Raw genomic sequence first — 17,700 nt, 5'->3', positions numbered from 1 at the left:
GATGAGCGACACCGTGGCCGGCCAGCCCGACTCCGACGCGCTGCTCAAGCGCCTGGAGTGGACCGTGATCCGCCGTCTCGACGGCCTGTTGCAGGGCGACTACCGCACGCTGTGGCGCGGCGCGGGGCTCGACCTGGCCGACCTGCGCGAGTACCAGCACTTCGACGACGTGCGCCACATCGACTGGAACGTGACCGCGCGCCTGCAAACGCCGTATGTGCGCCAGTTCACCGAAGACCGCGAGCTCGCCGCGTGGTTTCTCGTCGACCTGAGCGCGAGTGCCGACTTCGGGTCGGGCAACATGAACAAGCGCAGCGTGGCGCGCGAATTCACGGCCGTGCTGGCGCGCCTGCTCACGCGCCATGGCAACCGCGTCGGCGCGCTGCTCTACGGCAACGACGTCGACACCGTCGTGCCGGCCCGTGGCGGCCGCCTGCACGTGCTCAACCTGCTGCAGCGCATGGCCAAACGCCCGGCCGAATCGGCCGGCGGCGCCACCCAGTTGCGCGACCTGCTGCTCGCGGGTGAACGCACGGTCAAGCGCCGCAGCACCGTGTTCGTGATCTCCGACTTCATCAGCGCGCCGGGCTGGGAACAAGCACTCGCGCAGCTCGCCACACGCCACGAAGTGACGGCCGTGCGCCTGTTCGACCCGCTCGAGATGGAATTGCCCGACCTCGGCCTCGTCACCATGCGTGACGCCGAAACCGGCGAGCAGATCGTGGTCGACACGCACGACAGCGGCTTTCGCAAACGCTTCGCCGCCGCCGCCGAGAAGCGCGAAGCCCATCTGCTGGAAGCACTCGCCCGCGCCGGGGTCGACACGCTCGAACTGGCGACCGACGACGACCTGATGGACGCGATCCTGCGCTTCGCCGACCTGCGCAAACAACGCAGCCGCCTCGCCAACTGGAGCGGCAAGCCCCAACGCGCCGGCACGCCGACCCACTTGACCAGCTGGAACGGGGCCGCAGCATGAGGGCCGTCGCGCCGGGCCGCCCCAAGCAAGGCCCGACCCCCTCGGGGGGTCGGCCAACGTACCCGTGGGCCGGGGGGTCGTCATGAGACCGGCCATGACCTTCCTGTGGCCCGAGATGTTGTGGCTGATGGTCGTGGTGCCGTTGCTCGTGCTGCTCTACGTGTGGCTGCTGCGCCGGCGCAAGAAGACGGCGATCCGCTTTGCCAACCTCACGCTCGTGAAAGAAGCGATGGGCAAGAGCGCCGCTTGGCGCCGCCACCTGCCGCCCGCCCTGCTGCTCCTGGCGCTGAGCGCATTGCTGTTCGCCACCTCGCGGCCGATGGCGATCGTGAGCCTGCCGTCGCAGCAGGAGACCATCATCCTGGCCATCGACGTGTCGGGCAGCATGCGCGCGACCGACGTGCAGCCCGATCGTTTCACGGCCGCGAAAGACGCGGCCAAGGCCTTCCTCACCGACCTGCCCCGCACGGTGCGCATCGGCGTGGTGCAGTTCGCCGGCACCGCCGCCGTGGTGCAGGCGCCCACGCTGAGCCGCGACGACGTGAGCGCGGCGATCGACCGCTTTCAATTGCAGCGTGGCACCGCCACCGGCAGCGGCATCGTGCTGTCGCTCGCCACGATCTTTCCCGAGGCCGGCATCGACCTGTCGCAGATCACCGGCCAGCGCAACATGCCGCCCGGCCCGAACGACAAGGCCCCGGTCGAGTTCACGCCGGTGCAGCCCGGCTCCTACGGTTCGGCGGCGATCATCATGCTCACCGACGGCCAGCGCACCACCGGCCCCGACCCGATGGAAGCAGCCAAGATGGCCGCCGACCGCGGCGTTCGTGTGTACACGGTCGGTGTGGGCACCAAGGACGGCGAGACCATCGGTTTCGAAGGCTGGTCGATGCGGGTGCGGCTCGACGAAGACACGCTGAAGAACGTGGCCAACCTGACGCGCGCCGAGTACTTCTACGCCGGCACCGCGGCCGACCTGAAGAAGGTCTACCAAGCGCTGAGCACGCGGCTCGTGGTCGAGAAGAAAGAGACCGAGGTGAGCGCGCTGTTCGCCGCTGCCGGTGCGCTGCTGGTGATGCTGGCCGCGGGCTTGTCGGTCTGGTGGTTCGGCAGGGTCGCGTAGCCCGGCTTCGGTTGCTCGGGTGCTGGTTGATCTGCTCGTTACCGATGCGGCGGCGAGTGAGCCGAGTTTCACTGAGGGTGGCGGCGGAGGCGTGGGTTGGGCACGTCGCGGCGGGCAGCACCAACGGTGGTTCTCGACGAGCAAGCCCAGACTTGCCAGCAAAGTCGCGTGCGGGCAGGCTGGAGCGCGCATCAACAACCGACTTGTCGCCGCCTGTTTGAACGCAGCGAACGCAGTGGGCGAAGTGAGTTCGGCGACGGGCCACGAGACCGAGCAGCGCAGCGCCGACCGCTCCAGAGAAGCGCGTCAGCCTGCCCGCACGCGCCTTTTTGCCGCCACAACGGGAACTCAACGCCCGTGATACTGAACCACAGTCTTCACAGTGCAAAACTCCTCCAGCGCCATGAACCCCTTCTCGCGCCCGTGCCCGCTCTTCTTCACCCCGCCGAACGGCAGTTCCACACCCCCCCCCGCGCCATAGCAGTTGATGTAGACCTGCCCGCAGCGCATGCGCTTGGCCACCCGCGTCTGGCGGCCACCGTCACGCGTCCAGATGCCGGCGATCAGGCCGAACTCGGTGGCGTTGGCAAGTTCGATAGCGTCGTCTTCGTCGGTGAACGGGATGATCGCGAGCACCGGCCCGAAGACTTCGTTGCAGGCCAGCTCATGCTCGCGCGGCACGTTGCCGAAGAGTGCGGGCGCCACGTAGTAGCCGCCAGCCGGCACGCCGCTGGCCACCTCGCCTTGCGCCAGCAACGGCAGGCCGCTCTCGACGGCGCGGCGGATGAAACCGTCGACGCGCTGCTTCTGCGCCGCGTTGATGAGCGGCCCGCAGTCGCGGTCCATCGCCGGCGTGCCGGCGGCCGAGCGCTTGAACTGCTCGACCACACGCGCGACGAAGCTGTCGTAGATCGAAGCCTGCACCAGCAAGCGGCTGCCGGCCGAGCAGGTCTGCCCGCCGTTCTGCGTGATGGCCTTCAGGATGAAACCGAGCGCACGGTCGAGGTCGGCGTCTTCGAACACGATCTGCGGTGACTTGCCACCGAGCTCGAGCACACACTTGATGTGGCGCTCGGCGGCCGCCTTCTGCACGATGGTGCCCACTTCGGGCGAGCCGGTGAAGGTCACGAAGTCGATGCCGGGGTGCGCGGTGAGCGCGGAGCCCGCTTCTTCACCCAGGCCGGTCACCACGTTCAGCGCACCGGCCGGCAAGCCGGCTTCGCGTGCGATGTCGCAGAAGGCCAGCGCCGACAGGCAGGCGTCTTCCGAGGGTTTGAGCACCGCCGCGTTGCCCATCGCCAGTGCCGGCACGACCGAGCGGCCGAACATCTGCGCCGGGTAGTTCCAGGGCAGGATGTGCGCCGTCACGCCATAGGGTTCGCGCAACACGACGACGTGAAAGTCTTCCATGTACGGAATGGCCTGGCCGTGCACCTTGTCGGCCCCGCCGCCATAGAACTCGCAGTAACGTGCCGCCACCTGAATGTCGTTGCGCGCCTGTGACATCGGCTTGCCGGTGTCGCGCGCTTCGAGCTGGGCCAGCTCTTCGCTGCGCGACAGCATGATCTGCGACATGCGGCTGAGAATGCGCCCGCGATCGACCGCGGTCACGCGCCCCCAGCCACCTTCGAGCGCAGCACGCGCAGCGGCCACCGCGCGGTCGACATCCTGCGCATTGCCACGCTGCAGTTGATCGAAGACCTCGCCGGTGCTCGGGTCGATCACCGGCAGGGTTTCGCCGCTGCTGCCGGGCGTCCAGTTGCCGGCGATGAAATGCTGCTTCATGTCGTCTGTCTCCTGCGTTGATCGGGGCTGGCCTGGCCGGCCAACGCACGCTCTATTCTGTCGCGCGCCACGCGCGGGCGCGGCACCGGGCCCTTGACCAGGCCCTTGAACCAGCCGCGCACGTCGTCTTCAAGGCCCAGGCCGTGCATGTAGTTGTAGAGCGCCTTCTTCAGCGCGACACCGAGCGCGTCGTGGTCGACGCCGCTCGGGTCGATGAAACCCACGTCGTTCTTCGCGAACGACACCGCGGGCAGCGGCAGCAGCGTGACGCCGTAATCCTCGGGCTGCTGGCCGACCGGCGAATGCACGGTGCAGGCAAAGCGGTGGAAGAACCCCGACTGGATACAACCCGCCGCGAACAGCTGGCGCACGTATTCGAGCGCGTCGACCGTGTCTTGCACGGTCTGGGTCGGAAAGCCGTACATCAGGTAGGCGTGCACCAGGATGCCGGCGTCGCTGAAGCCCTTGGTCACGCGCGCCACCTGCTCGACCGACACGCCTTTCTTCATCAGCGCGAGCAAGCGGTCCGAAGCCACTTCGAGCCCGCCCGAGATCGCGATGCAGCCGCTGTCGGCAAGTTGCTCGCAGAGCTCGGGGCTGAACGATTTTTCAAAGCGGATGTTGCCCCACCAAGAGATCGCCAATTGCCGCTTCTGCAGCTCGGCGGCGAGCGCTTTCAGCGACTTGGGCGGCGCGGCTTCGTCGACGAAGTGAAAGCCAGTCTGCCCGGTTTCGGCCACGATGCTTTCGATGCGGTCGACCAAGGTTTCCGCCGTGGCCGCTTCGTAGCGCGAGATGTAGTCGAGGCTCACGTCGCAGAAGCTGCACTTCTTCCAGTAGCAACCGTGCGCCACCGTCAACTTGTTCCAGCGCCCGTCGGACCAGAGCCGGTGCATCGGGTTCAGCATGTCGAGCAGCGAGAGGTAGCGGTCGAGCGGCAGGCCGTCCCAGGTGGGTGTGCCCACGTCGGCGAAAGGCACGTCGGGTTCCACGAGGTTGACGTAGCGCACTTCGTTCGAGCCTGCCGGACGAACGAAGGTGCGCACGAGCCGGCTCTGCGAGCGTTTTCCGCTCAGGTGCTCCAGCAAAGCCAGCAAGGGGCGCTCGCCGGCATCGAGCGTCACGTAGTCGAAGTGGTCGAAGACCCGCGGATCGCTCAGCTCGCGCAACTCGGTGTTGACGAAGCCGCCGCCGAGCGCGACCACGGTTTGCGGCGCATGCATTTTGATCGCCTGAGCGATGCGAAAAGCCGCGTACACCGCGCCGGGGAACGGCACCGACACGAGCACGAGCGTGGGCTGGTGGCGCTCGACCGCGGCCAGCGTCAGGTCACGCAGCGTGCGGTCGACCAGGTTGAGCGGCGCGGCCAGCGCATCGGCCAGCGGGTCGAAGGTGGGCTGGCTCTGCGCCAGCTGTTCGGCATAACGCACGAACTCGAAGCGCGGGTCGACCGCGTCGCGCAGCACATCGGCGATGTCGTTCAGGTACAGCGTGGCGAGGTGGCGCGCGCGGTCTTGCGTGCCGAGCGCACCGAAAGCCCAGGCCATCGGGTCGCCACCGTCGTCGTCCACGTACACGTCGAGCGATTTGAAGCGCGGGCCTTCGGGCAGGAAAAAGCGGGTGCAGATGCGGTGCATCAGCGTGGTGTCGCGGCCTTGCAGGAAGGCGATCGTCGGGTCGATGGTTTCGAGGTAACGGGCGAATTGCGCGCTGAAGCTGCGCACGAGCGGCGTGCGCTTCGCTTCGGGGATGGCGTCGATGCACGCTTGAACAGCCATCAGCCCGTCGCGCGACAGCAGCTTCAGGATCAGCGCCAGCGCCAGGTCTTCCTGCACCGCGTCGACACCTCGCGAGCGCAAAAAGCCGGTGAGGTAGGCGGTCGACGGGTAAGGCGTGTTGAGCTGCGTCATCGGGGCGATGACAGACAGGACGCGGGCGGGCTTCGGGTGCATGGTGGCTGGCGGGTGAATGCACGATTGTCGGCGTTGGCGAAAGCACGCATCGCCGGCACCTCCGAAGCGCCACGCCACCCACACGAAAACCCTTGCTCGGGTTAGCGAGATTCCGCAAGTCGGTTTGTCGGACAAAGATCGCGGCCTGATGCGCAATGCCTGCGCGAACCGAGGGCTGACGATGAGCGTGGCGGCACCGGCCGAGCTGTTTCAGCGTGTGGTTGTCGAACCGGCTTACAAGGCCGTGTCGGCCGCGATCGAGCGCGCCATCCTCGATGGCGCGCTGCCCACCGGCTCGCCCCTGCCCACCGAAACCGAACTGGCCGAACGTTTCGGCGTGCACCGCTCGACCGTGCGCGAAGCGATCCGCCAGGTCGAACAGGAAGGGCTGCTGCAGCGCCGCGAGGGCCGGCGCCTGTTCGCCTACCTGCCGGGGGTGCAAGACCTCGCCCCGCGCGCCGCGCGCCTGCTCTTGCTGCGCCAGACCACGTTCCAGGAGCTCTGGGAACTCGCGGTCTCGCTCGAACCGCTGGCAGCGAGCCTGGCCGCGCAGCGCGCCGAAGCGCTCGACCTGCAACAGCTGGACGAGAACATCGCCGCGAGCGAAACAGCCACCGAAGACGCCGTGCTGGTGCGCCTCGACGTCGAGTTCCACGCGCTCGTCGGCCGCGCCACGCACAACCACGCGCTGATGCTCGCGCGCGAACCGATCGGCCTGCTCTACAGCCCGACCCTTCAACAGATCTTTCGCCACCTGCCGCAGGCCAAGACACGCAACCTCGCCGCTCACCGCCACATCGTCGAGGCCTTGCGCTCACGCCGTGCCGATGCCGCTGCGGAGTGGACACGCAAACACATGATCGATTTCCAACGCGGCTTCGCGATGGCCGGCCTGGACATGGCCACGCCGATCGCAACGCCCACCTAAGCACCACCACGACAGGAGACATTCCATGACGACGAGAAAAAATGGCGTTCGGTTCTTCAAGCCCGCTGGACTGATGTCGGCGGTGGGTACGGCTGCCCTGCTCTGCGCCACCGGCGCACAGGCACAAGAGACCTTCAAGATCGGCATCGTCAGCTTTCTCTCGGGCCAGGCGGCCGAGAGTTTCGGCATCCCGGCCGTGAACGGCGCCAAGGTGCTGGTCGACGCGTTCAACAAGGGCGCGGCGCCGGCACCGTACAACAAGGTGGGCTTCGGCGGCGTGAAGATCGAGGCCGTGTACGTGGACGAGAACGGCGGCGCCACCAAGCAGGTGCAGGAGCTGCGCAACCTCTACGACCGCGAGAAGGTCGACGCGGTGGTCGGCTACGTGGGCTCGGGCGACTGCCTGGCCGTGGCGCCCGCCGCCGAAGAAATGAAGAAGTTCCTGATCCTCTACGACTGCGGCACGCCGCGCATCTTCGAGGACAACAAGCTGCAGTACGTGTTCCGCACCGCCTCGCACGCGGCCATGGACAACGTGGCCCTGGTCCGCTACATGAAGGCGCGCAACGTGAAGGCCGACTCCTTCAACATGATCAACCAGGACTACGCCTGGGGCCAGGACTCGAAGAAAGACTTCACCTGGTCGATGGAAAAGCTGTACCCCGCCGCCAAGGCAGGCGAAGACCAGTTGCCCAAGTTCGGGGCCGGCCAATACGGCACCGAGATCTCGGCGCTGATGGCCAAGCCGGCCGACGTGACGCACTCGTCGTTGTGGGGTGGCGATTTGCAAGCCTTCATTCTTCAAGCCGGCCCACGCGGCCTGTTCAAGCGCACGCAGGTCGTGCTCTCGGCGGCCGACCACGTGCTGCCGGGGCTGGGCGACAAGATGCCCGACGGCACCATCCTCGGTGCGCGTGGCGCCTACGGCCTGATGTCGCCGAAGTCGGCATTGAACGACTGGTGGTGGGAGCTGTATTCCAAGGCCTACAACACCTACCCGGTGCAGGCCCCGTACCGCATGGTGCAGTCGCTGCTCGGCCTGAAGCTCGCGGTCGAAAAGGCCATGGCCGCCAACGGCGGCAAGAAGCCGAACCACGAGCAGCTCGCCGCCGCACTGAAGGGCATGGAATGGGACTCGCCGGCCGGCAAGATCCGCATGGCCCTTGGCGACGGCCACCAGGCGATTCAAGACACCGCCATCGGCAAGACCCGTTACGACGCGGCGAAGAAGATGGTGGTGCTCGACGACATCCAGCGCTTCCCGGCCGACTGCGTGAACCCGCCCGCCAACATGAAGTCCGAAGAGTGGATCAAGGCCGGCTTCCCGGGCGCCAAGGGCTGCCCGTAAGGCATCGAAGCGAAGGGGCAGGCGATGAACAGTGTCTTCACCATCCTGATCGACGGTCTCACGTACGCGTCGTGGCTGTTCATCGTCGCCCTCGGCCTCACGCTGGTGTTCGGGGTGCTGAAGATCCTGAACATCGCGCACGGCAGCTTCTACGCGCTCGGCGCCTACGCGGCGGCGAGTTTCGTCGGCTGGGGCGCCAGCATGCAGTGGGCGCCGGCGTATTCGCTGGTGGCGATGCTGCTGGCCGCCGTGGTGGTGGCGGCCGTGGTGGCGCCGCTCACCGAGCGCGGCCTGCTGCGCTTCTTCTACGGCCGCGACGAGGTGCTGCTGGTGCTCGTGACCTACGCGATGTTCCTGATCCTGGAGGACGTGACCAAGCTCGTCTGGGGCGCGAACCCGTACTACGTGTCGGAGCCCTACAGCCTGTTCGGCAACGTGCACGTGGGCGTGCAGACCTGGGTGGGGTACGACTTCGCGCTGGTCGCACTGGCCGTGGTCGTCGGCCTGCTAGTGTGGTGGGGCCTGAACCGCACGCGCCAGGGCAAGATCATGCTGGCGGTGATCCACAGCGCCGAGATCGCGGCCAGCATGGGCGTGAACGTGTCGCGCGTGTACATGCTGGCGTTCTCGGTCGGCATCTTTCTCGCGGCGCTCGGCGGCGCGTTCACGGCACCGATGATCTCGGTGCAGCCGGGCGTCTCGGTCGGCGTGATCATCGTGTCGTTCGCAGTCGTGATCATCGGCGGGCTGGGCAGCATCGAAGGTGCTGCGGTCGGCGCGCTGATCGTCGGGCTGGCGCGTTCGCTGGCGGTCCACACCGCGCCGGTGGCCGAGCTCTTCTCGATCTACATCGTGATGGCGGTGGTGCTGATGTTCCGGCCCGAAGGCCTGTTCCAGCGCACGCAGGCGCGCAAGATCTGACGCCATGTCGGCCATCATGAGTTCGTTGCCCGCGAAGCCGTCGGCTTCTGCCCTGCCCGCGCACGGCCGCACGGTGGTGCTCGGCGTGCTGGCTTTCGCCGTGCTCGCCGTCGTCGGCTTTTTCAGCCCGAAATGGCTCACCTTCCTGATCACGATGGCGGCCGCCAACGGCCTGGTCTCGCTCGGCATCGTCGGGTTGATGCGGGGTGGCGTCGTGCCTTTCGGTCAGGGCATGGTGTTCGCGATCGGCGGCTACACGGCGGCGCTGCTGTTCAACAAGCTCGGCTTCACCGACGCGCTCTGCCTGCCGCTGGCCGGTGGCCTGGTGGCGGTATTGATCGCCGCGCCGTTCGCGCCGCTGCTGTCGCGCTACCGCGGCATCTTCTTCGCGATGCTCACGCTCGCGCTGTCGATGGTGACTTATGGCCTGCTGATGAAGCTCGACATGCTCGGCGGCTCCGACGGCTTCAACATGGGGCGGCCGACCTTGCTCGGCCAGAAGCTGCCCGATGCACGTGTCGGCTACATCCTCTACCTCGTCACGATCGGCGTGGCCACGGTGATGGGCCTGCTCGCGCGTGTGTACTTCGACAGCACGCGCGGCCTCGTCACGCTGGCCGTGCGCGAGAACGAGCTGCGCGTCGAATACCTTGGCGGTTCGGTGCGCCAGGCGATGGCGATCAACTTCGTGCTGGCCGCGTTCTGCGGCGGGCTGGGCGGCGCGCTGGTGGTGATGTCGCTCGGCCACATCGAGCCCAACTTCAGCTTCTGGACGACCTCGGGCGAGTTCGTCTTCGTGGCCATCCTGGCCGGCTGGCAGAGCGTGGCCGCGGTCTTCGTCGCGAGCACGGTGCTCGAAGTGGTGCGCTCGTTCTCGAGCGCCTATTTCCCGAACACCTGGCAGCTCGCGCTCGGTGTGTTCCTGCTGTTCGTGATCCGCTTCCTGCCCAAGGGCATCGGCTCGCTGTGGACGAAGGGGTCGACCAAATGACCGCGATGCTCGAAGCCCGTGGTGTCAACAAGCGCTTCGGTGCGGTGGTCGCTGCTGCCGACATCGGCATCAGCATCGCCGCCGGCGAGCGTGTGAGCCTGATCGGCAGCAACGGCGCCGGCAAGACCACCTTCGTCAACATGATCACCGGCTACCTCAAGCCCGACGAAGGCCGCATCACGCTCGACGGCCGAGACATCACGCCGCTCGACCCGCGGGCGATCACGAGGCTGGGCGTGGCGCGCTCGTTCCAGATCCCGCAGCTCTACGGCGACCTGAGCGTGCTCGACAACATGCTCGTCGCCAACGCCTGCCACGACCAGCGCCTGAGCTTCTGGCAGCCGGCGCGCCGCGTGTCGGCCATCGAGCGGGCCGACGCGCTGCTCGAACGCTTCCGCCTCGCCGACCATCGCGAGCGGCGTGTGGCCGAACTGCCCGGCGGCATCCGCAAGCTGCTCGACATCGCGATGGCGCTCACCGCCGAGCCCAAGCTGCTGCTGCTCGACGAGCCGACCAGCGGCGTCTCGGCCGAAGAAAAATTCCCGATGATGGAAACCATCATGTCGGCGCTCGGGCAAGAAGCGATGACGGTGCTCTTCGTCGAACACGACATGGACATCGTCGAGCGTTACGCCAGCCGGGTGGTCGCGTTCTACAGCGGCCGCATCATCGCCGACGCCGCGCCGCGCGAAGCGCTGGCGAGCGAAGACGTGCGCCGCTACGTGACCGGCGAACTGGTTTCGGAATGATATGACCCCCAAGCTCACTTCATTCGCGGCCCCCCGAGGGGGCGCAGCCCTCTTGGGGCGGCCCGGCGAGGCCTAGCCATGCTGCAAGTCGAATCACTCCACGTCGCGATCCAGTCGGTGCAGGTGCTGCGCGGTCTCTCGCTGCAGGTCGACACCGGCCGCATGGTCGGGCTGGTCGGCCGCAACGGCGCTGGCAAGACCACGCTGATCCGCACGCTGATGGGCCACCTGGCGCCGAGCCAGGGCCGCATCGTGTTCGACGGGCAAGAGCTGGGCCAGCTGCCGCCGCACGCGCGTGCCGCCCTCGGCATCGGCTACATGCCCGAAGACCGCGGCCTGGTGCCCGAACTCACGGTCGAAGAGAACATCCTCGTGCCGGTGTGGGTGAACAAGTCGCTGAACGAAACCGAGCGGCTCGCGCTCGTCTACCGCGTCTTGCCCGAGCTGCTCGAGATGCGCGCGCGCAAGGCGCTGCTGCTCTCGGGCGGGCAGCAGAAGCTGGTGGCCCTGGCGCGTGCGCTCGCGGTGGGCACGCGGCTGCTGTTGCTCGACGAACCGTTCGAAGGCGTGGCGCCGGTCTTGTCGAAGCGCCTCGGTGAAGTGATCGCCGGGCTGAAGGGCAGCGCCACCTCGGTGCTGATCGCGCAGAGCGACCTGAACCATTCGCGCCGCATCGTCGACAGCGAAGTGGTGATCGAGCGCGGGGCGAACGTCGAGCGGGCCGCCGCGTGAACCCGAACCCGTGGCAAGACTGTGCGGTGCCGGCGCTGCGCGTCGAAGCCTTGTACGGCGACCGGCTCGTGCCGTGTTTCGCCGAGCGGCCGGCCAGCCTGCATGCGATGTTCGAGCACTCGCGCAAGGCGCGGGCGCAGCACGACGCCAGTGTGTGCGAGGGCCGGCGCGTCAGCTACGCACAGCTCGGTGACGAAGCAGATCGCCTGTCGGCCGCGTTCGCAGCACGTGGCGTCACGGCCGGCGAGCGGGTGTTGATGCTGCTGGGCAACCGGCCGGAATTTCTCAGCGTGCTGCTCGCGCTGCAACGGCTCGGCGCCATCGCAGTGCCGGTGGGTGTGCGCGAGCAACGCCCTGGCCTGGCCTACATCGCGAACCAGTGCGGCGCGGTGGCGATCGTGTTCGACGACGAGCTGGCCGAGCGGGTGCCGAACAGCGACGAGTCACCGGCCCTGGCACAGCGTTTCGCGGCCGGCAGCCTGGCCGCGCTGGCCAGCACGGCGCACGCGATACCGCCCGCGGCCACCCCGCGCGAAACCGACGTCGCGGTGATCCTCTACACCTCGGGCACCACCGGCCAGCCCAAGGGCGCGATGCTCACGCATTTGTCGATCGCCCACTCGGTCTTGCACTTCCAGGCCTGCATGGGGCTCGGTGCCGAAGACCGCTCGGCACTCGCCGTGCCGGCCAGCCACGTGACCGGGCTGATCGCGATCATCGCGGCCATGTGGCAGGTCGGCGGCGCCGTGGTCATCGTGCCCGAATTCAAGGCCGACGCCTTCGTGCGGCTGCTGGCGCAAGAGCGCGTCAGCCACACGCTGATGGTGCCGGCCATGTACAAGCTCTGCCTGCTCAGCCCGGTGTTCGCCACGGCCGATTTGTCGGCGTGGCGTGTCGGTGGTTACGGCGGTGCGCCGATGCCGGTGGCCACCATCGACGCGCTGGCCCAGGCCCTGCCCGGCCTCACGCTGCAGAACGCCTACGGTGCGACCGAAACCACCTCGCCCGCGACCATGATCCCGGCCGGCCTGACCCGCACCCACGCCGACTCGGTGGGCGTGGCCCTGCCCACCGCCGACATCCGCGTGATGGACGACGAAGGCCGCGAGCTGCCGCGCGGCACCACCGGCGAGCTCTGGATCGGCGGCCCGATGGTCGTGCCCGGTTACTGGGCCAACCTGCAGGCCACGGCCCGCGAGTTCACGGCCGGCTACTGGCATTCGGGTGACATGGGTTCGGTCGACGAACAAGGCTACGTGCGCATCGTCGACCGCAAGAAAGACATGCTCAACCGCGGCGGTTTCAAGATCTATTCGGTCGAAGTCGAGAACGTGCTGATGGCCCGGCCCGGCGTGGTCGAGGCGGCCATCGTCGGCAAGCCCTGCCCGGTGCTGGGCGAACGGGTGCACGCCTTCGTGCACGCACCAACGCTCGCACCCGACGACGCCGCGCTCGCCCGCCACTGCGCCGAGCGCCTGGCCGACTACAAGGTGCCTGAAAGCTTCACCTGGAGCGCCGAGCCCCTGCCTCGCAATGCGAACGGCAAGGTGATGAAACGCCTGCTGCGCACGCAGTCCTGAGTGCGCGACCCGGTCAGAATCGCGGCTGCAACTCCGAAGCCCCGCGATGGAAAGACAACGACTCAAGGTCGGCCAGCCGATCGACCCCGAACAGTTCGAAGAACTGAGCGATGCGCAGCTCGCACGCCTCGTGCCGCGTGAATACCGCGAATTTTTTCCGGGCAAGGAGAACTGTGCCGACGGCTGTTTCTACCTGCACGACGGCACGGCGTGGAGTTTTTTCAAGGGCGGTTTTCTGGACGACTGATCGGCGCCGCTTCGGCCACCCGGCGCTCGGCGCGCAGCGGCACCGGCTTGTCGACCATCTTGCCGGATCACCGCGTCGGCCCCCCGAGGCCATCGTTCAGTAGAAGAACTTCGGCAGCGTGTTGCCGGCGTCGCCCTTCGGTTCGTCGACACGCCCGCCTGGCCCGGGGTCGGAATGGGTGTTCATCGTGCCCTCTTCACAGCGCGCCGCTGCGCTGCAGTTCGCTGATCTGTTCGGTGGAATAACCCAGCCCGGCGAGGATGGCCTGGCTGTGCTCGCCGAGCGCCGGCACGGCGTTCATGCGCACGTCTTGTGCGTTGGCTGCTCCGGGCGGCAGCAGCGCCGCGACGGGCCCGGCCGGCGTGGCCACATCCACCCAGCGCTGGCGCGCGCGCAGTTGCGCGTGCGCCCACACCTGTGCCATGTCGTTGACCTGTGCGTTGGCGATGCCGGCAGCGTCGAGCCGCGCCACCACCTGCTCGGCGCTCATCGCCGAGAAGCGCTGTTTGATGATCTCGCGCAGCGCAGCGCGCGCTTCGGTGCGGCGCGCGTTGGTGTTGAAACGTTCGTCGCCGGCGAGCGCCGGTTGCTGCAGCACCTGCGCGCAGAACACCTGCCACTCGCGTTCGTTCTGCAAGCCGAGCATCACCGTCTGGCCCCCACTCACAGGGAACGGGCCGTAAGGGTAGATGGTGGCGTGCGCGGCGCCAGCACGCGGCGGTGGTGGCGCGCCTTCGAAGGCGTAGTACATCGGGAAGCCCATCCACTCGACCATGCTCTCGAGCATCGACACGTCGATGCGTTTGCCCTTGCCCGTGCGCCCGCGCTCGATCAGGGCGGTGAGGATGTTGCTGTAGGCGTACATGCCGGCCGCGATGTCGGCGATGGAGCAGCCGGCCTTGGCCGGGTCGTCGGGTTGGCCGGTGACCGACACGAAACCCGACTCGCTCTGGATCAGCAGGTCGTAGGCTTTCTTGTCGCGGTAGGGGCCGGGTTGCTGCAGGTCGTCGCCGTAGCCCGAGATGTCGCAGACGATCAGCTTCGGGTGCAAGACGCTCAGCGTTTCGTACGACAGGCCCAAACGCGCGGCCGCTCCCGGCGCCAGGTTCTGCACCAGCACGTCGGCCTGGCCGAGCAGGCGCGCCAGCACCTCGGGCGCCTGTGCGTGCTTGAGATCGAGCGCCAGGCTTTCCTTCGAGCGGTTGACCCAAATGAAGTGCGACGACTGGCCCCGCACACGCTGGTCGTAGGCGCGCGCGAAATCACCGACGCCGGGCCGCTCGACCTTGATGACACGCGCGCCCTGGTCGGCGAGCTGGCGGGTGCAGAACGGCGCGGCGATCGCGTGTTCGAGCGCGACGACGGTGATGCCTTCGAGCGGCAGCATCTCAGTAACTCCGCGGCAAGCCGAGCACGTGCTCGGCCACATAGCTCAGGATCATGTTGGTCGAGATCGGCGCCACCTGGTACAGCCGCGTCTCGCGGAACTTGCGTTCCACGTCGTATTCGCAGGCGAAGCCGAAACCGCCGTGGAACTGGATGCAGGCGTTGGCCGCTTCCCAGCTCGCCTTGGCCGCGAGGTACTTGGCCATGTTGGCCTGCGCGCCGCAGGGCTGGTGCGCGTCGAACAGGCGGCAGGCTTCCCAGCGCATCAGGTCGGCGGCTTCGACCTCGATGTGGGCTTCGGCAATGGGGAACTGCACGCCCTGGTTCTGCCCGATCGGGCGGCCGAAGACGACGCGGTCTTTCGTGTAGCGCGTGACGCGGTCGATGAACCAGTGGCCGTCGCCGATGCACTCGGCGGCGATCAGCGTGCGCTCGGCGTTCAGCCCGTCGAGGATGTACTTGAAGCCCTGCCCTTCCACGCCGATCAGGTTCTCGGCCGGGATCTCGAGGTTCTCGAAGAACAGTTCGTTGGTCTCGTGGTTCACCATGTTCGGGATCGGCCGCACCTCCAGGCCCTGGCCGATCGCCGTGCGCAGGTCGACGATGAAGATCGACATGCCTTCGCTCTTTTTCTTCACCTCGGCCAGCGGCGTGGTGCGCGCCAGCAGGATCATCAGGTCGGAATGCTGGATGCGTGAGATCCAGACCTTCTGGCCGTTCACCACGTAACGGTCGCCACGCTTCACCGCCGTGGTCTTGATCTTCGTGGTGTCGGTGCCGGTGCTCGGTTCGGTCACGCCCATCGACTGCAGGCGCAACTCGCCGCTTGCGATCTTCGGCAGGTACAGCTGCTTCTGCTCGGCCGAACCGTGGCGCAGCAAGGTGCCCATGTTGTACATCTGGCCGTGGCAGGCGCCCGAGTTGCCGCCGGCGCGGTTGATCTCTTCCATGATCACCGAGGCTTCACACAAGCCCAGGCCGGAGCCACCGTATTCCTGCGGGATCAGCGCGGCCATCCAGCCGGCTTTGGTGAGCGCGTCGACGAATGCCTCGGGGTAGCCGCGGGCGGCGTCGACCTCGCGGTGGTATTCGTCAGGAAACTCGGCGCAGAGCGCACGAACGGCGTCGCGGATGTCCTGGTAGCGGTGGTCGGAAGAAGGCATGGTTCGAGTGTGGGTCAGCCGAGTTCGGCATGGGCCTGCATGGCCAGAAAACCTTCGTGGTCGCGGGCCCACAGCGACACGCGCGGCTCGCCGTGCGCACCGGCTTCGGGCTGGCCGCAGACGCTGAATGGGTGGATGTCGAAAACCGGCCGCATTGCCTTGAACACGAAGCGGCGCACGCGTGCTTCGGGGCGCTCGCGGCGCAGCAGGTCGAGCAGCAGCGTGGCGATCAAGGGGCCGTGCACGATCAGGCCGGGGTAGCCCTCGACCGCGGTCACGTAGGGCCGGTCGTAGTGGATGCGGTGGCCGTTGAAGGTGAGCGCCGAGTAGCGGAACAGCAGCACCGGGTCGGGCACGATGGCGCGGCTGAACGCGGCGACCGCAGGGGCCGCTGGCGGCTCGGGCTGCGGCGCACCGGGCACGGGGTGGTCGCGGTACACGATGTCGTGTTCTTCACTCAGCGCCAGGCCGCGCGCGTTGTTCACTTCATGCCGCACGGTCACGAACACCAGCGCCCCGCTGCGACCGCGTTTCACGTTCACGTCGGCAATGCGCGAGAGCCGCGTGACCTCGTCGCCCACCTGCAGCGGGTGGTTGAACTGCAGCCGGCCTCCCGCCCACATGCGCCGCGGCAGCGGCACCGGCGGCAGGAAGCCGCCGCGTTTGGCGTGGCCGTCGGCACCGATCTCGCTGGCGCGCGCCTGCGGCGTGAAAAACAGCCAGTGCCACAGCGGCGGCAGGTCGCTGCCGGGCAGTGGTTCGGCGTCTTCACGGTCGAGCGTGGCGGCGAGCGCGGCCACCGGCGAGGCGCACACCAGGTCGGTGCGCGTTTCGGTGCGGCCGATCCAGCGGCGCAGTTGCTCCAGTTCGGTTGCCGTGTCCATGCCTGTGCTCGTGGTCTCTTTTATGAAAGCTCGCACTGTGCACCCGCGCGCCAAACGACCATTGGCCGTTTGGGAACCGGACCTTAGCGGTTCATGAAGCCGGCGCCTCGGTACCCGCGGCGCTGTTCTCGGCCGACAGAGCGCAGCAGGTGTTCGTGCCGGGGTAACGCGAGGTTCAGACCGTGCGCCCGCCGTCCACCGGGAACTCCACACCGGTGATGAACTCGGCGTCGTCGCTGGCCAGGAACACCGCCGCCTTGGCGATGTCGAGCGGCGTCGAGAGCCGGCCCATCGGGATGGTGGCGATGAATTTCTTGCGGTTCTCGGGCGTGTCGGGCATGCCCATGAAGGACTCGAGCAGGCCGGTCGCGCCCATCACGGGGCAGATCGCGTTGACGCGGATGTTGTCGGCACCGAGCTCGACCGCGAGCGACTTGCTCATCAGGTTGACCGCACCTTTCGAGCTGTTGTACCAGGTGAGGCCCGGGCGCGGGCGGATGCCGGCCGTGGAGCCGACGTTCAGGATCACGCCACGCTTCTGCTTTCGCATCAGCGGCACGACCGCGTGCACCATGAAGAAGATCGACTTCACGTTGATGTCGTAGACGCGGTCGAAGGTGGCTTCGTCCACATCCAGCAGCGGCTGGTTCTTGTGCGTCCAGCCGGCGTTGTTGACGACGATGTCGAGTTGGCCGAAACGCTCGACGGTGGTCTTGACCAGAGCATCGATGTCGGCGCGCTTCGTCACGTCGCAGGTCACGGCGATGGCGTTGGCGCCGAGCGCGCCGGCCACGCTTTGTGCGCCGGCGCCGTTGATGTCGGCCACGGCCACCTTGGCGCCTTCGGCGATGTATTGGCGGGCGATTTCGGCGCCGAAGCCGCTGGCGGCGCCGGTGACGATGGCAACCTGGTCTTTGAGTCTCATGGGGTGC

16 protein-coding genes are annotated in these 17,700 nt (G+C 67.6%); 10 read left to right on the top strand and 6 right to left on the bottom strand.

The annotated features are described in order from the left end of the window. The first annotated feature begins 1 nt into the window (after position 1). Both AC30PD_RS21110 and AC30PD_RS21105 read left to right on the top strand, forming a co-directional pair. Positions 2 to 979 carry a DUF58 domain-containing protein gene (locus AC30PD_RS21110; RefSeq protein WP_489537663.1) on the top strand — a complete coding sequence of 326 codons (978 nt, stop codon included), beginning with the start codon at positions 2 to 4 and terminating at the stop codon, positions 977 to 979. 94 nt (positions 980 to 1,073) lie between these two features. Beyond that, the gene (locus tag AC30PD_RS21105) at positions 1,074 to 2,102 is read left to right on the top strand and encodes a VWA domain-containing protein (RefSeq protein ID WP_489537662.1); all 1,029 of its coding nucleotides are present in this window, start codon (positions 1,074 to 1,076) and stop codon (positions 2,100 to 2,102) included. A 348-nt stretch (positions 2,103 to 2,450) separates the two neighbouring features. On the opposite strand, the gene AC30PD_RS21100 is transcribed toward AC30PD_RS21105, so the two are convergent. Both AC30PD_RS21100 and AC30PD_RS21095 read right to left on the bottom strand, forming a co-directional pair. Then, positions 2,451 to 3,887 carry an aldehyde dehydrogenase family protein gene (locus AC30PD_RS21100; RefSeq protein ID WP_489537661.1) on the bottom strand — a complete coding sequence of 479 codons (1,437 nt, stop codon included), beginning with the start codon at positions 3,885 to 3,887 and terminating at the stop codon, positions 2,451 to 2,453. Beyond that, the gene (locus AC30PD_RS21095) at positions 3,884 to 5,839 is read right to left on the bottom strand and encodes a B12-binding domain-containing radical SAM protein (RefSeq protein WP_489537660.1); all 1,956 of its coding nucleotides are present in this window, start codon (positions 5,837 to 5,839) and stop codon (positions 3,884 to 3,886) included. Before AC30PD_RS21095 ends, AC30PD_RS21100 begins: the two co-directional genes overlap by 4 nt. Positions 5,840 to 5,987: 148 nt before the next feature. On the opposite strand from AC30PD_RS21095, the gene AC30PD_RS21090 reads away from it, so the two are divergent. From AC30PD_RS21090 to AC30PD_RS21055, 8 genes are all read left to right on the top strand, one after another. Then, entirely contained in the window at positions 5,988 to 6,767 is a 780-nt protein-coding gene (locus AC30PD_RS21090; RefSeq protein WP_489537659.1) for a FadR/GntR family transcriptional regulator, read from the top strand. Between the two features lie 25 nt (positions 6,768 to 6,792). Continuing rightward, the gene (locus AC30PD_RS21085) at positions 6,793 to 8,115 is read left to right on the top strand and encodes an ABC transporter substrate-binding protein (protein ID WP_489537658.1); all 1,323 of its coding nucleotides are present in this window, start codon (positions 6,793 to 6,795) and stop codon (positions 8,113 to 8,115) included. Positions 8,116 to 8,139: 24 nt separating this feature from the next. Beyond that, on the top strand, positions 8,140 to 9,036 hold the full coding sequence (locus tag AC30PD_RS21080; protein WP_489537657.1) for a branched-chain amino acid ABC transporter permease: 897 nt from the start codon (positions 8,140 to 8,142) through the stop codon (positions 9,034 to 9,036). Positions 9,037 to 9,040: 4 nt separating this feature from the next. After that, positions 9,041 to 10,027 (top strand): branched-chain amino acid ABC transporter permease, encoded by a 987-nt coding sequence (locus tag AC30PD_RS21075; RefSeq protein ID WP_489537656.1) that lies wholly within the window; start codon positions 9,041 to 9,043, stop codon positions 10,025 to 10,027. Then, positions 10,024 to 10,776 (top strand): ABC transporter ATP-binding protein, encoded by a 753-nt coding sequence (locus tag AC30PD_RS21070; protein WP_489537655.1) that lies wholly within the window; start codon positions 10,024 to 10,026, stop codon positions 10,774 to 10,776. Before AC30PD_RS21075 ends, AC30PD_RS21070 begins: the two co-directional genes overlap by 4 nt. Positions 10,777 to 10,854: 78 nt before the next feature. After that, a complete protein-coding gene (locus tag AC30PD_RS21065; protein WP_489537654.1) occupies positions 10,855 to 11,508 on the top strand; it encodes an ABC transporter ATP-binding protein in 654 nt (217 codons plus the stop codon). Continuing rightward, positions 11,505 to 13,088 carry a class I adenylate-forming enzyme family protein gene (locus AC30PD_RS21060; RefSeq protein ID WP_489537653.1) on the top strand — a complete coding sequence of 528 codons (1,584 nt, stop codon included), beginning with the start codon at positions 11,505 to 11,507 and terminating at the stop codon, positions 13,086 to 13,088. Before AC30PD_RS21065 ends, AC30PD_RS21060 begins: the two co-directional genes overlap by 4 nt. 46 nt (positions 13,089 to 13,134) lie before the next feature. Next, positions 13,135 to 13,335 carry a hypothetical protein gene (locus AC30PD_RS21055; RefSeq protein WP_489537652.1) on the top strand — a complete coding sequence of 67 codons (201 nt, stop codon included), beginning with the start codon at positions 13,135 to 13,137 and terminating at the stop codon, positions 13,333 to 13,335. A 196-nt stretch (positions 13,336 to 13,531) separates the two neighbouring features. Here the strand turns inward: AC30PD_RS21055 and AC30PD_RS21050 are convergent, their stop codons facing one another. From AC30PD_RS21050 to AC30PD_RS21035, 4 genes are all read right to left on the bottom strand, one after another. Further along, entirely contained in the window at positions 13,532 to 14,722 is a 1,191-nt protein-coding gene (locus tag AC30PD_RS21050) for a CaiB/BaiF CoA transferase family protein (RefSeq protein WP_489537651.1), read from the bottom strand. A 1-nt stretch (position 14,723) separates the two neighbouring features. Then, positions 14,724 to 15,884, bottom strand: coding sequence for an acyl-CoA dehydrogenase family protein (locus AC30PD_RS21045; RefSeq protein WP_489537650.1), 1,161 nt, complete (start codon positions 15,882 to 15,884; stop codon positions 14,724 to 14,726). Positions 15,885 to 15,898: 14 nt separating this feature from the next. Continuing rightward, positions 15,899 to 16,768: an HTD2 family dehydratase gene (locus AC30PD_RS21040; protein ID WP_489537649.1), complete on the bottom strand. Its 870-nt coding sequence runs from the start codon at positions 16,766 to 16,768 to the stop codon at positions 15,899 to 15,901. A 175-nt stretch (positions 16,769 to 16,943) separates the two neighbouring features. Further along, on the bottom strand, positions 16,944 to 17,693 hold the full coding sequence (locus AC30PD_RS21035; protein WP_489537648.1) for an SDR family oxidoreductase: 750 nt from the start codon (positions 17,691 to 17,693) through the stop codon (positions 16,944 to 16,946). Positions 17,694 to 17,700: the final 7 nt, after the last annotated feature.

Origin of the sequence: Rhizobacter sp., from assembly GCF_032229685.1 — a bacterium.
Classification (GTDB): domain Bacteria; phylum Pseudomonadota; class Gammaproteobacteria; order Burkholderiales; family Burkholderiaceae_C; genus LMDS01.
Note: the sequence above shows the minus strand (reverse complement) of the source record. Positions and strands in the feature narration are given on the sequence as shown.